Annotated in this window: 14 protein-coding genes; 6 read left to right on the forward strand and 8 right to left on the reverse strand. The window is 73.8% G+C overall.

Going from position 1 to position 12,083, the window contains the following annotated elements:
* Positions 1-126: 126 nt before the first annotated feature.
* On the forward strand, positions 127-579 hold the full coding sequence (locus QP089_RS20515) for a pyridoxamine 5'-phosphate oxidase family protein (protein WP_285913330.1): 453 nt from the start codon (positions 127-129) through the stop codon (positions 577-579).
* Between the two features lie 170 nt (positions 580-749).
* Positions 750-1,313, forward strand: coding sequence for a helix-turn-helix domain-containing protein (locus QP089_RS20520; RefSeq protein WP_285913331.1), 564 nt, complete (start codon positions 750-752; stop codon positions 1,311-1,313).
* Between the two features lie 11 nt (positions 1,314-1,324).
* Here QP089_RS20520 and dnaN read toward each other — a convergent pair whose 3' ends face one another.
* From dnaN to QP089_RS20535, 3 genes are all read right to left on the reverse strand, one after another.
* Positions 1,325-2,476, reverse strand: coding sequence for a DNA polymerase III subunit beta (dnaN, locus tag QP089_RS20525; protein ID WP_285913332.1), 1,152 nt, complete (start codon positions 2,474-2,476; stop codon positions 1,325-1,327).
* Between the two features lie 96 nt (positions 2,477-2,572).
* Positions 2,573-3,082, reverse strand: coding sequence for a methylated-DNA--[protein]-cysteine S-methyltransferase (locus QP089_RS20530; protein WP_285913333.1), 510 nt, complete (start codon positions 3,080-3,082; stop codon positions 2,573-2,575).
* A gap of 13 nt (positions 3,083-3,095) precedes the next feature.
* Positions 3,096-4,568, reverse strand: coding sequence for a DNA-3-methyladenine glycosylase 2 family protein (locus tag QP089_RS20535; protein WP_285913334.1), 1,473 nt, complete (start codon positions 4,566-4,568; stop codon positions 3,096-3,098).
* A gap of 186 nt (positions 4,569-4,754) precedes the next feature.
* On the opposite strand from QP089_RS20535, the gene QP089_RS20540 reads away from it, so the two are divergent.
* The gene (locus QP089_RS20540) at positions 4,755-5,117 is read left to right on the forward strand and encodes a nuclear transport factor 2 family protein (protein ID WP_285913335.1); all 363 of its coding nucleotides are present in this window, start codon (positions 4,755-4,757) and stop codon (positions 5,115-5,117) included.
* A gap of 64 nt (positions 5,118-5,181) precedes the next feature.
* Here QP089_RS20540 and QP089_RS20545 read toward each other — a convergent pair whose 3' ends face one another.
* Together QP089_RS20545 and QP089_RS20550 are read right to left on the reverse strand one after the other, a co-directional pair.
* The gene (locus QP089_RS20545) at positions 5,182-5,943 is read right to left on the reverse strand and encodes an SDR family NAD(P)-dependent oxidoreductase (protein ID WP_285913336.1); all 762 of its coding nucleotides are present in this window, start codon (positions 5,941-5,943) and stop codon (positions 5,182-5,184) included.
* Between the two features lie 23 nt (positions 5,944-5,966).
* Positions 5,967-7,355, reverse strand: coding sequence for an MFS transporter (locus QP089_RS20550; protein WP_285913337.1), 1,389 nt, complete (start codon positions 7,353-7,355; stop codon positions 5,967-5,969).
* 92 nt (positions 7,356-7,447) lie between these two features.
* Between QP089_RS20550 and QP089_RS20555 the strand changes: the two genes are divergently transcribed.
* On the forward strand, positions 7,448-8,401 hold the full coding sequence (locus tag QP089_RS20555; RefSeq protein ID WP_285913338.1) for a helix-turn-helix domain-containing protein: 954 nt from the start codon (positions 7,448-7,450) through the stop codon (positions 8,399-8,401).
* Here QP089_RS20555 and QP089_RS20560 read toward each other — a convergent pair.
* A complete protein-coding gene (locus tag QP089_RS20560) occupies positions 8,312-8,683 on the reverse strand; it encodes a YrdB family protein (protein ID WP_285913339.1) in 372 nt (123 codons plus the stop codon). The genes QP089_RS20555 and QP089_RS20560 overlap by 90 nt on opposite strands.
* 47 nt (positions 8,684-8,730) lie before the next feature.
* Between QP089_RS20560 and QP089_RS20565 the strand changes: the two genes are divergently transcribed.
* Positions 8,731-9,870, forward strand: coding sequence for a 50S ribosomal protein L11 methyltransferase (locus tag QP089_RS20565; RefSeq protein WP_285913340.1), 1,140 nt, complete (start codon positions 8,731-8,733; stop codon positions 9,868-9,870).
* Here QP089_RS20565 and QP089_RS20570 read toward each other — a convergent pair whose 3' ends face one another.
* Positions 9,871-10,725 carry a helix-turn-helix transcriptional regulator gene (locus tag QP089_RS20570; protein WP_285913341.1) on the reverse strand — a complete coding sequence of 285 codons (855 nt, stop codon included), beginning with the start codon at positions 10,723-10,725 and terminating at the stop codon, positions 9,871-9,873.
* 185 nt (positions 10,726-10,910) lie between these two features.
* On the opposite strand from QP089_RS20570, the gene QP089_RS20575 reads away from it, so the two are divergent.
* Positions 10,911-11,699 carry an SDR family NAD(P)-dependent oxidoreductase gene (locus QP089_RS20575; RefSeq protein ID WP_285913342.1) on the forward strand — a complete coding sequence of 263 codons (789 nt, stop codon included), beginning with the start codon at positions 10,911-10,913 and terminating at the stop codon, positions 11,697-11,699.
* Here QP089_RS20575 and QP089_RS20580 read toward each other — a convergent pair whose 3' ends face one another.
* Positions 11,700-12,080, reverse strand: a complete 381-nt coding sequence (locus QP089_RS20580) for a nuclear transport factor 2 family protein (protein ID WP_285913343.1) — start codon at positions 12,078-12,080, stop codon at positions 11,700-11,702.
* Positions 12,081-12,083 lie beyond the last annotated feature (3 nt).

Here is a 12,083-nt window from a genome sequence, read left to right on the forward strand (position 1 = left end):
GCTTTCCGTGCCGAGCACGGAGGCGGCCCGCGGCCGGGCCGGGAGAGGCTGAGGCCACGGTGATCGGCGCGCGGCGGAAAGGCCCGGCCGATCTCGCATTCCCGAGCCGCGACCACAGGAGCGACCATGAGCACCGCACCCCGTCCCCGCGCCGAGCGCCGCCGCGACACCGAGCACCGGCTCGCCCACGACGTCGACGTCTGGGCGGCCACCGCCTCGGCCGACGGCACCCCCTACCTCGTGCCGCTGTCCTTCCACTGGGACGGGGAGACGCTGCTGGCGGCCACCCCCGCCGACGGCCCCACCGGCCGGAACCTGGCCGCCACCCGGACCGTCCGGCTCGGGCTGGGCCCGACCCGCGACGTGTCGGTGATCGACGGCGACGTCGAGGTCCTCGAACTCGGCGCGCTGCCGCCGGAGCGGGCCGACCGGTTCGCCGGCCACGCCGGCTTCGATCCGCGCGAGGCGGCCGGGACGTACCGCTGGTTCCGCATCACCCCGCGCCGCATCCAGGCCTGGCGCGAGGCGAACGAACTGGCGGGCCGCGACCTGATGCGCGACGGCCACTGGCTGACCTGACACCCCGGGCCTCCGGCAGCACGTCGGCGACCTCTACTGGTTGGCCTGGACGATCGGCCCCGGCGCGGACGGGAACTGGAGGCTCTCCGGGGGCCCGGCGGGGCGCCGGTGGGCGGTGATGGTGGGATCGTGGGGAGCGTCGGGCATGGCCGTGCGGGCGGGAGGTCGGGTTGAGCGGGCAGGAGGCGATCGGCGAGGCCGTCGCCAGGACCGTCCGGGCGCTGCGGGCGGGGCACGGCTGGAGCCTGGACGAGCTGGCCGGGCGGTCCGGCGTCAGCAAGGGCGTGCTGGTCGGGCTGGAGCAGGGGCGCGGCAACCCCAACCTCGGCACGCTCATCCGGATCTCGGACGCGCTCGGCGTCCCGCTGACCCGGCTGGTGCAGGTGGAGGAGGAGCCGCCGGTGCGGGTGTTCCGCCCGGAACGGCACGTCGTGCTGTGGGAGGGCGAGAACGGCGGCACGGGCACGCTGCTGGCGGGCAGCGACCCGCGGCCGTCGCTGGAGCTGTGGCGGTGGGAGCTGCGGCCCGGCGAGGCCCGCGACAGCGACCCGCACGTCCCCGGCACCAAGGAGATCGTCTACGTGGAGCAGGGCACGCTGACCCTCCGCGTGGACGGCCGCACCGACCTCATCGAGGCGGGCACCGCCGCCGTGTTCGTCGGGGACCGCCCGCACTCCTACGGCAACGCGGCCGCCGACGACCTGCGCTTCGTCCTCGCCGTCCTCGACCTCTAGGCGCGGGCGGGTCAGGACGTCAGGCGGACGGGCATCGCCAGGTAGCGGAAGCCGGTGTCGGACAGGGCGTCGGCGGGCGGCTCCTCGTCGCCTTTGCGGTCGGGAATGCCGGTGAGGAGGGCGGCCTTGGTGGGGCCGGCGCATTCGAGACGGGCGTACTCGGTGTCGATGCCGGCGAGGCCGTCCAGGAGGTACTGGGGCGCGAACGCGATGTCGATGTCGTCGCCGGACAGCTCGACGCCGACGCTCTCGTTGGCGCGGGCGGAGTCGCCTGACGCGGCGCGGATGCGGACCTCCCCGTCGGTGAAGCCGAGTCGGATCGGGGTGCCGCGCTCGGTGACCAGCGCGGCCCGCTTGATCGCCTCGACGAACGGGGCGGTGCGGATCTCGGCGACCGACGTCCAGTCGCCGGTGAGCCGGGACCGGTAGTTGATGTACTGGTCGTCGAGCAGGCGGCTGGTCATGCTGCGGCCGCCGCCGGAGACGCCGATCAGGGTGTCGGCGGTGCCGGTGAGGTCGATGGCGACCTCGGCGCCGGGCCGGATGGCCTTGGCGGTGTCGGCGAGGGTGCGGGCGGGCACGACGACGCCGGCGGTGAAGCCGTCCTCGGCCGGGGACCAGGTCAGCTCGCGGGCGGCGATGCGGTACCGGTCGGTGCAGGCGAGCCACATGGTGTCGCCGTCGATGTCGATGCGGACGCCGGTGAGCATCGGCAGGGTGTCGTCGCGGCCGGCGGCCGGGACGACCTGCGCGACGGCCCCGGCGAACACGTCGCCGGGCACGGTGCCGGCGCGGCCGGGCGGCTCGGGGAGCGTCGGGTAGTCCTCGACGGGCAGCGTGAGCAGGCCGAACTCGGCGGGGCCGCAGCGCAGCACGACCTCGGCGCCCTTGGTGGTGAACTCCACCGGCCGCGCGGGCAGGTTCCGGACGATCTCGGCGAGGAGCCGGCCGGGGACGAGGGCGCGGCCGGGCTCGGCGACGTCGGCGTCGATCCGCGCGCGGGCGGACACCTCGTAGTCGAATCCGGCGAGGGCCAGGCCGCCGTCGGCGGTGGCCTCGACGAGCATGCCGGCCAGGACGGGCAGCGCGGGGCGCGCGGGCAGCGTCCGCGCCGCCCACGCCACCGCCTCTGCGAGGGTTTGACGGTCGACTCGGAACTCCACCTTGGTCTGCCTTCCCGGGTTTCCCATGCGTCTTCGAGCACGGTAACTCGCGCCTCTGACAAAACCCACCCGCGCCGGTGCGGGCCCGGGAGCGGGTCAGAACAGCGCGAGCCCGGCGCCGCGGGTGCTGCGCTCGAAGTCGAGCAGGTAGCGCTTGCGGTCGAGTCCGCCGCCGTAGCCGGTGAGGCTTCCGGTGGATCCGACGACGCGGTGGCACGGGACGATGAGGCCGACCGGGTTCTTGCCGTTGGCGAGGCCGACGGCGCGGGACGCGGTGGGCTGGCCCAGTTCGACGGCCAGTTCGCCGTAGGTGGTGGTCTCGCCGTAGGGGATCTCCTGCAGCGCGGCCCAGACGCGTCCTTGGAACGGGGTGCCGCGCAGGGCGAGCGGCAGGTCGAATTCGGTCAGCTCCCCCGCGAAGTACGCGGCGAGCTGCTCGGTGGTGGCGGCGAAGGGTTCGGCGCCGGGGTCACCGGGGGCGCCGAAGGTCTCCTGGGGTGGACGGTGCCGCTGCTCCACCATGTAGAGGCCGGACAAGGCGCCGTCTATGGCCACCAAGGTGAGCGGCCCGACGGGACTGTCCACGACGACGTGCGTCGGTTCCATGGGGGTCTCCTGGTCAGTTGGCGGGGAGAAGGTTGATGGGGTGGGTGCTCGTCGCCCACAAATACTGGACGGCGTAGGCGCGCCACGGGCGCCATTGTGCGGCGTGCTTGGTGAGGGCCGCCGGTGTGGCAGGCAGACCCAGCGCCTTAGCGGCGGCCTTGATGCCGAGGTCGCCCGGTATGAACGCGTCGGGGTCTCCTAGGGCGCGCATCGCGATCGTCTCGACCGTCCAGGGGCCGAAGCCGGGGAGTGCGGCGAGACGCGTGCGGGCTTCTTCCCAGTCGCTCCCTACGCCGAGGTCGATCTCGCCGTTGGCGAGCGCGTCGACGAGGGTGGTGAGCGTGGTGCGCCGGGTCTTGGGGAAGGCGAGCGCCTCGGGATCGAGTTCCGCCAGTGCCTCCGGTGTGGGGAACAGGTGGGTGAGGCCGCCTGCCGGGTCGGTGATGGGGTCGCCATGGGCGGTGACGAGGCGCGCCGCGTGCGTGCGCGCGGCGGCCACGGACACCTGCTGCCCGAGAACGGCCCGGACGGCGAACTCCGGTGCGTCCATGGCGCGCGGCACACGGCGTCCGGGTGATTTGTCGACAAGCGGTGCCATGACGGGGTCGGCCCGCAGCAGGTCGTCCACGGCTACGGGATCGGCGTCGAGATCCAGCATCCAGCGGCATCGGCTTATCGCGATGGTCAGGTCGCGCAGGTCGCTCAGCGTCAGCGTGCAGGCGACGTGGTCGGGACGCGGGCTCAGCGCGGCGATGCCGTGCCCGTGGGGGAGCCGCATGGTGCGGCGCAACGCGCCGTCCCGCCACTCCTCGACGCCGGGGACGGCGGTCGCCGTCAAATGCCCGAAGAGGTTGTCGGGACAGAGCGGCGCGCGGAACGGGAGCCGCAGCGACAGCGAGCCCGACCCGGCGGGCGGGTGCCCCTTGGCGACGCGGTCGCGCAACTGGGTCGGGGTGAGCGCGAACACGTCCCGGACGGTGTCGTTGAACGCGCGGATACTGGCGAATCCCGCTGCGAAGGCGACGTCGCCCATGGGAAGCGGTGTCGTCTCGATGAGGAGCCGCGCGGTCTGGGCTCGTTGCGCGCGCGCGAGCGCGAGCGGTCCCGCGCCGAGCTCGGCGTTGAGCTGCCGTTCGATCTGGCGGGTGCTGTAGCCGAGGCGTCCGGCGAGGCCGGGGACGCCTTCGCGGTCGACGACACCGTCGGCGATGAGCCGCATCGCGCGCGCGACCACGTCGGCGCGGTGGTTCCATTCGGGGGAGCCGGGGCTGGTGTCGGGCCGGCAGCGCTTGCAGGCGCGGAATCCGGCCTGCTGCGCGGCGGCGGCGCTGGGGTAGAAGCGCATGTTCTCGGGCTTGGGGGGCACGACCGGGCAGCTCGGACGGCAGTAGATCCCGGTGGTCACGACCCCGGTGAAGAACCATCCGTCGAAGCGGGCGTCCTTCGACCGGACCGCCCGCACGCACCTTTCCACGTCTTCGTGCATGCCTCCAGCATCACCGATGGTCAGCTCTGCCCACTGGCGGAAAACCGACATCACCCACGCGGGCCCCCGGGAGGTCGTCCCCGGCATGACGTCGCAGGTAATCGATCTTCGGGCGGCGGGTTGGCAGCGTAGGGGTCACCGGGGACGGACGAACCCGGACGTAAGACCGATGACAGGAGAAGTGAGATGAGCGACGTTCAGCAGCGGGTCGAGCGCTACCTGGCCGCCTGGAACGAGACCGACCCCGCCGCCCGCCGCGCCGCGATCGACGCGCTGTGGACCGAGAACCCCGTCTACGTCGACCCGCTCGGCGTCGCCGAGGGCCGCGAGGCGATCGACGCGTTCATCGCCGCCGCGCAGGGCCAGTTCCCCGGGCTGGTGTTCCGGGCCGCGGGCGAGGCCGACGCCCACCACAACGTGGCCCGCTTCACCTGGGAGCTCGGTCCGGAGGGCGGCGAGGCGCTCGTGGTCGGCTTCGACGTGGCGACCTTCGACGACGACGGCCGCTTCGACCGCGTGACCGGCTTCCTCGACAAGGTCCCCGCCTGAAGAGACCGAGCCGCAACGAAGAAGGCGATGTGCCGCCACACCCTGGCACATCGCCTTCTCTGGTTCAGATCTGCCGCAGGGCTCCCCCGTCGACGGCCCATTCGGCGCCCGTCACCTGCGCGGCCAGCGGCGACAGCAGGAAGGCGATGACGCGCGCCACATCCTGCGGGGTGCCGAGCCGTCCCGTGGGGAGCCGGCGCTCCTCCCGGACGAAACGGTCGATCGCCTGCTCCACCGGCAGCCCGTACTGCGCCGACAGCTGCTCGGCGAACCCGCCGGGCTCGTCCCACAGCCGCGTCCGCGTGGGGCCGGGGCTGACGACGTTGGAGCGGATGTCGCACCGGCCGAACTCCCCCGCCAGCGTCTTCGACACCGACAGCAGCGCCGTCTTGGACGCCGCGTAGTCGACGAGCGGCGTGTCGGGGAAGCGCCCGGCCTCGCTGGACACGTGCACCAGGCTGCCCGCCCCCTGGTCGATCAGCGCGGGGAGCGCGGCCCGCGCCATCCGGACGGCGGCGTGGAAGTTCAGCTCGAACGTGGCGTGCCACTGGTCGTCGGTGACGTCCAGGAAGCCGATCCGCGAGTCCAGGGCTCCGGCGTTGTTGACCAGGCCGTCCAGGCGTCCGTGCCGGTCGAGCGCGGCGTCCACGATCCGCTGCGCGGCGGACGGGTCGGTGAGGTCGGCGGCGACGCCGTCCCCGAGCGGGGTGCGGGCGACGCCGACGACGTGCGCGCCCTCGTCGGTGAGCAACCGTGCGGTCGCCGCGCCGATCCCGGCGGACGCGCCGGTGACGACGAACACCTTGCCGGCGAGTTCGAGATCCATGGCGATGTCGTCCTTCCAGGGGTTCAGGAGCGGCGGAGGAACAGCCCGACGAGGGCGGCGCCGGCGAGCGCGATCAGCGCGTTGACCAGGGTCGCGACGTGGACGCCGCCGAGGACGGAGGCGTGCGCGGTCGCGACGGCGCTCATCACCGGGATGCCGAGGGTGATCGCGACCTGCTGCGTCATGGTGGCGAGGCCGGTCGCCAGGCCCTGCTCGCCGTCCGGCAGCCCGGACGTCGCGGTCCCCATGAACGCGACGATCGCGACGAGGTTCCCGAACCCGCCGATCGCGGTCGCGGCGAGCATCAGCGGGAGCGCGGAGCGGTCGGTGCCGAGGCCGAGCAGCGCGGCGGTCGCGGCGGCCTGCAGGACGAGCCCGGCGACCAGCGTCGCCCGGCCGCCGAACCGGCCCATGATCCGGGGCGCGGCGACGCCGCCCGCGAACGTCCCGGCGCCGAGGACGCCGAGCGCGAGGCCGGTGGCCAGCGGCGAGAAGTCCAGCACCTGCTGCAGGTAGAGGGTCATCAGGAACACCAGCGAGGTCTCGGTGGCGAAGGCCACGAAGCCGCCCGCGTTGCCCCAGGTGACGGTCCGCCGGGTCAGCACGGCCAGCGGCGCGAGCGGGGCCGGGGAGCGCCGCTCGACCAGCACGAACGCGGCCAGCAGGACGGCGGCGGCGGCCAGCGCGGCGAGGGCGACCGGGTCGGTCCAGCCGCGCTGCCCGGCGGTCGTGATCCCGTAGACCAGGGCGAGCAGGCCGCCGGTGACGGTGACCGCGCCGGGGACGTCCAGCCGCGCGCCGTCCCGCGACCGGCTCTCGGCGACCAGCGAGGGCGTCACCGCGAGGATCAGCACCGCGACCGGCACGTTGACCAGGAACGCCCAGCGCCAGCTCAGCAGGTCGGTGAGCACGCCGCCGAGCACCGCGCCGACGGTGAACCCGGCCGACATCAGCGCGCCGCTGAGGCCGAGCGCCCGGGTCCGCAGCGGCCCCTCCGGGAACGAGGTGGTCAGCAGCGACAGCGCCGCGGGCGTCGCGATCGCCGTCGCGAGCCCTTGCAGGACGCGGCCGGTCAGCAGCATCGCGGGGGACGCGGCGAGCCCGCCGATCAGCGAGCCGGCCGCCAGCAGCGCCATGCCGGCGAGCAGCATCCGGCGGCGTCCGGCCAGGTCGGCGACGCGGCCGAACAGCAGCGTGAAACCGGCGGCGGGCAGCGCGAACGCGGTCGCGATCCATTGCAGCTGGTCCAGGCCGAATCCGAGGCCGCGGCCGACCACCGGAAGCGCCACGTTGAGGATGGAGAAGTCGATGGCGAGCATGAACTGCGCGCCGAGCAGCAGGGTCAGGATCAGCTTGTGCCGCGGCGACATCCGCTCGGGGGCGGTGACCGCGGCGCTCGTGAGAACGCTCATGGCAGCGACTCTCGCGCCGCGCGCCGGCCCTACCCAGTCCCCGCCGATTCGTACCACCGGCAGTAGCAGGCTCAGCGGATAGCCTCACCGGCATGGCGCGCAACACCGAACTCGGCGATTTCCTCAAGTCGCGGCGGGCACGGCTGCAACCCGAGGACGCCGGCGTCGCCTCCTACGGGACGCGCCGCCGCGTGCCGGGCCTGCGGCGCGAGGAGCTGGCGCAGCTCGCGGGCGTCAGCGTCGCCTACTACATCCGGCTGGAGCAGGGCACGGCGGACGGCGTGTCCACCGAGATCCTCGACGCGATCTCGCGGGCGCTGCGCCTGGACGCCGACGAGCACGCCCACCTGCACCGGCTCGCGCATCCGCCGCACCGCCCCCGCCCGCACGCGCCCGCCCGGCTGCGCCCGCCGCTCCAGCACCTGCTCGACTCGATCACCCACGCGCCCGCGTACGTCGTCGGGCACTACACCAACGTCGTCGCATGGAACCGGCTCACCGCCGCGATCTTCGTCGACCTCGCGAACGTCCCGCCGGACGAGCGGACGTGGTCGCACCAGATCCACCTCAACGCCGACTACCGGGCGCGGCTCGGCGACAACTGGCCCGCGGTGGCCCGCCGCAACGTCGCCTACCTGCGGTTCCGTTCCGGTCAGGACCCGGGCGACCCGCACCTGCGCGCGCTGATCGGCGACCTGCGGGAGCGCGGTCCCGAGTTCGGGCGGCTGTGGTCGGCGCACCACGTCACCGACCTGGCGTACGGCGAGGCGCGCATCGACCACCCCGACGTCGGGCGGCTCGTCCTGCCGTTCGAGACGCTGCACCTGCCGGGCGACCCCGAGCTCAGCCGCCTGATGCTGTACGCGGCCGAGCCCGGCTCGCCGTCGGAGGCCGCGCTGCGCAAGATCGCCGAGACGTCCCGGCACCTGTCCAGCGCCGACCTCGCGGCCGCCGGATCACTGGGCGGCGGCGCGGAAGGCGGCGTCGCGGTCGGCGGTGGCCAGGGCGGTGTTGAGCAGGGCGACGACGGCGAAGGCGGCCGCTAGGGCGGGGTGGCCGACGCCGTGGAGCGCGAGCGCCCCGGCACCGAAGACGACCGCCTTCACCAGCAGGACGAACGGCAGCGCGACCTTGAAGCGGGCGCGGGGAGCGGCGAACGCCCCCCACACGATCATCGCTAGTACGGGCGTCCCGATGCCCAGCAGTATGTGGACGACCGCGTTGCCGCCCGTGGTGAAGCCCCACCACGCCAGCGCGGCGAGCGCGGCGAGCTCCAGCAGGAAGGCCAGGCCCTCGTTCAGCACGTGCAATGGACCTGGTAGACGCATGCGTTGATCGTCCCATCGGGTTCGCCGCCGCCGCTACCCTGCTCGGTGTGGACGAGCGGAGCGTGATCGGCTGGCACGAGGACGGCCGCGACCGCTCGGCGTGGTGGCGTTCGGAGAGCGGCGCGGCCCCGCCCCGCCGCGTGGTGGTCGCCGACGACGCGACGCGGGCCGACGAGGCGTACCGGCTGGCGTGCGAGGGCACGGCGCTGCTGTGGCGCGGCGACTTCCAGAACGCGCGCCAGCTGCTGACGGCGATGGCGCGGCGAGTCGATCGTCCACCGCGCAAGCACAGGCGCAGGACGGAGCAGCCGTCACAAGTACAGGCGTTCCACCTCTACCGGCAGGCGCGCGCGCAGCGCGCCCGTACGCTCGGCATGCTGCTCGTCCCGTTCGAGCCCGGACACACGATCCCCCTACGGCGGGCACCGGACGTCGTAGCGGCGTGTACGGAGGCGTACGGTCCGGCTGATGAGCCCTACGTCACGTCCTTGCGGGAGCTTCTCGGCCTGATCGGCGCGCACGAATGGCGCGAGAAGGGCGTGCCGATCCCAGCGCTGGGGGGCGACCGCATCCATCCGCACTACGGGGTGTTCTCGCCGGTAAGGGGCGAGTACGTGGAACTGGTCGCGCAGGCGCCGCTGCCCGCGACGACGGTCGCGTTCGACATCGGCACGGGAACCGGCGTGCTTTCCGCAGTGCTCGCGCGGCGCGGGATGGAACGCGTCGTTGCCACCGACCTCGACCCGCGCGCGCTTGCCTGCGCCCAAGACAACGTCGAGCGGCTGCACGTGGCGAAGCACGTCGAGGTCGTCCAGGCCGATCTGTTCCCGGAGGGACGCGCGCCGCTCGTCGTGTGCAACCCGCCCTGGCTTCCGGGCAAGCCGGCCACGCCGCTCGAACACGCCGTGTACGACCCGGGCGGCCGGATGCTGCGCGGCTTCCTGGCCGGGCTCGCCGACCATCTGGAAGCGGACGGTGAAGGCTGGCTGATCCTTTCCGACCTGGCCGAACAGCTCGCCCTGCGCTCCCGCGACGAGCTGCTCGGGCTGTTCGACGCGTCCGGCCTGACCGTCGCCGGACGCCTCGACGCCAAGCCCGCCCACCCCCGCGCGGCCGACCCCGACGACCCGCTCCACGCCGCCCGCGCCGCCGAGACGACCTCCCTCTGGCGCCTCACCGCCCCCTAGTCACGCATGGCTGCGGTGGGCCGTCTCGGGGCCGATGACGCGGAGGAGTTCGAGGGCCTCGATCGCCCCTGACCCGGGCGGCGGGGTGCAGATGAACACCCGCTGGTCCTGGGTGGGGGTCAGGAGGGCCTCGGTGTCGAACTCGATCGCGCCGATCTCCGGGTGCAGGACCTTCATCCGGCCGCTGCGGTGGACGGCGACCTCATGCCGCTCCCACAGTCGGGCGAACTCCTCGCTTGCGCCGTGCAGCCGTTCGACCAGGGCGGACGCGGCGGCGTCGTTGCCGCGGCGGGCCGCTGCCGCCCGCAGATGCGCGACATGCTGCCGGCTGTGGTGCTCGTGCTCCTCCTCCGGATACGCGGACCGGACGAACGGGTCGGTGAACCACCGCCACACGATGTTCCGGTCAGGTCCTTCGACCGTGCAGACGCAGCCGAAAAGCGCCTCGGCGAGCGCGTTCTGGGCGAGCAGGTCGCCGAGATCCCCGATGATCTGCGCGGGCGTCTCGTGCAGCCGGTCCAGCAGGTACAGCAGGCTCGGCCGGACGTGCTCGCCCGCGGGCGGGCCCGCCGGCGGCCGGTGTCCCGCGAGGACGTACAGGTGGTCGCGCTCGTCCAGCGTCAGCCGCAGCGCGCGGGCAAGGGAGCCGAGCAGCTGCGCCGACGGCTGCGGGCTGCGGGCCTGTTCAAGGCGCATGTAGTAGTCCGCCGACATGCCCGCGAGCTGCGACACCTCCTCGCGGCGCAGCCCCGGCGTGCGGCGGCGCGGCCCGCCGGGCAGGCCGGCCTCCTGCGGGCGCAGCCGCTCGCGGGAGCGGCGGAGGAAGTCGGCGAGCTCCGTGCGGTCCATCCCCATGGGCCCATGATTCCGCGCCGGCCCCGCGCGTCCGAAGAGCGCAGACTGGGACCGGTTGTCCTAGCCAGACCGGTCCGCTCCTCGTTGCGGACGCCCGGCCACCGCACCGTGATCCTGCCCGCTCGTCCGGGACTTCCCCGACCGGCCGTGATCCGGATCCCGGGTCCGGCGGGCAGGATGGGGCCATGCGTCCCATCGACCAGCAGACCATTCTGATCACCGGCGCGACCGACGGGCTCGGCCGCGCCCTGGCCGGCGAGCTCGCCGCCGAGGGCGCGACGGTGCTGGTGCACGGCCGCGACGACCGGCGCGGCGAGGACACCCTCAAGGAGATCGGCGGCCGGGCGTCCTGGTACCGCGCCGACCTGGCGTCGCTCGCCGAGACCCGCGCGCTGGCCGAGGCGGTCCGCGCCGACCACCCGCGGCTGGACGTCCTGGTCAACAACGCCGGCATCGGCAGCGCCGGGCCGCGCCGCGAGAGCGCCGACGGCCACGAGCTGACGTTCCAGGTCAACTACCTGTCCGGCTACCTGCTGACCCGGCTGCTGCTGCCCGTGCTGACCGCCTCGGCGCCGGCCCGGATCGTCAACGTCAGCAGCCTCGGCCAGACCGCGATCGACTTCGGCGACCCGATGATCACCCGCGGCTACAACGGCACGCGGGCGTACTGCCAGAGCAAGCTCGCGCAGATCATGTTCACCATCGACCTCGCCGCCGAGCTGGCCGGGACGGGCGTCACCGCCAACGCCCTGCACCCGGCCACCTACATGCCGACGAAGATGGTCGCCTCGCCGATCAGCACCCTGGAGGAGGGCGTCCGCGCGACGCACCGGCTCGTCACCGACCCCTCCCTGGACGAGGTGTCCGGCCGGTTCTTCGACGGGCTGCGGGAGTCCCGCGCGGACGACCAGGCCTACGATCCGCAGGCCCGCGCCCGCCTCCGCGACCTGTCGGAGCGGCTCACCTCCCCCTGATCAGGCGGCGGGCAGCTCCCAGACCACGCGCGAGCGGACCTTGGAGATGCGCCAGCCGTCCGGGGTGCGGGCCGCCTCGAGGGCGTACCGCTCGCCGAGGACGCGCGGCCCGCCGTCGTTGGCGAAGACGACGAGCAGGTTGGCGTCGATGGCGGCGCGGTCACCGTCGACCTCGATCAGCGGGTTGGTGATGAAGTGCTGGGTCGGGACGGTGTGGTTGCGGCGGGCCTGCGCGGCGAGGGCGTCCGCCCCCGTGGACGTCCCGCCGGGGGTCGTGACCTCGGCGTCCTCGGTGAAGACGGCGCGGGTGTCGTCGAAGAGCTTGTCGTCCAGCCAGCGTCCGAGCCGTCCGACCAGCTCGGTCAGTGCGTCGTTGTCCACAGC

The sequence above is a fragment of the Actinomadura opuntiae genome, from assembly GCF_030283205.1.
Taxonomy (GTDB): Bacteria; Actinomycetota; Actinomycetes; order Streptosporangiales; family Streptosporangiaceae; genus Spirillospora.

Bases quoted from the DNA above. Each gene is read 5' to 3' on its own strand.
- QP089_RS20515 (WP_285913330.1), top strand. From the start codon at position 127: ATGAGCACCGCACCCCGTCCCCGCGCCGAGCGCCGCCGCGACACCGAG.
- QP089_RS20530 (WP_285913333.1), bottom strand. From the start codon at position 3,082: ATGGAACCGACGCACGTCGTCGTGGACAGTCCCGTCGGGCCGCTCACC.
- QP089_RS20535 (WP_285913334.1), bottom strand. From the start codon at position 4,568: ATGCACGAAGACGTGGAAAGGTGCGTGCGGGCGGTCCGGTCGAAGGAC.
- QP089_RS20540 (WP_285913335.1), top strand. From the start codon at position 4,755: ATGAGCGACGTTCAGCAGCGGGTCGAGCGCTACCTGGCCGCCTGGAAC.
- QP089_RS20545 (WP_285913336.1), bottom strand. From the start codon at position 5,943: ATGGATCTCGAACTCGCCGGCAAGGTGTTCGTCGTCACCGGCGCGTCC.
- QP089_RS20550 (WP_285913337.1), bottom strand. From the start codon at position 7,355: ATGAGCGTTCTCACGAGCGCCGCGGTCACCGCCCCCGAGCGGATGTCG.
- QP089_RS20555 (WP_285913338.1), top strand. From the start codon at position 7,448: ATGGCGCGCAACACCGAACTCGGCGATTTCCTCAAGTCGCGGCGGGCA.
- QP089_RS20560 (WP_285913339.1), bottom strand. From the start codon at position 8,683: ATGCGTCTACCAGGTCCATTGCACGTGCTGAACGAGGGCCTGGCCTTC.
- QP089_RS20570 (WP_285913341.1), bottom strand. From the start codon at position 10,725: ATGGGGATGGACCGCACGGAGCTCGCCGACTTCCTCCGCCGCTCCCGC.
- QP089_RS20575 (WP_285913342.1), top strand. From the start codon at position 10,911: ATGCGTCCCATCGACCAGCAGACCATTCTGATCACCGGCGCGACCGAC.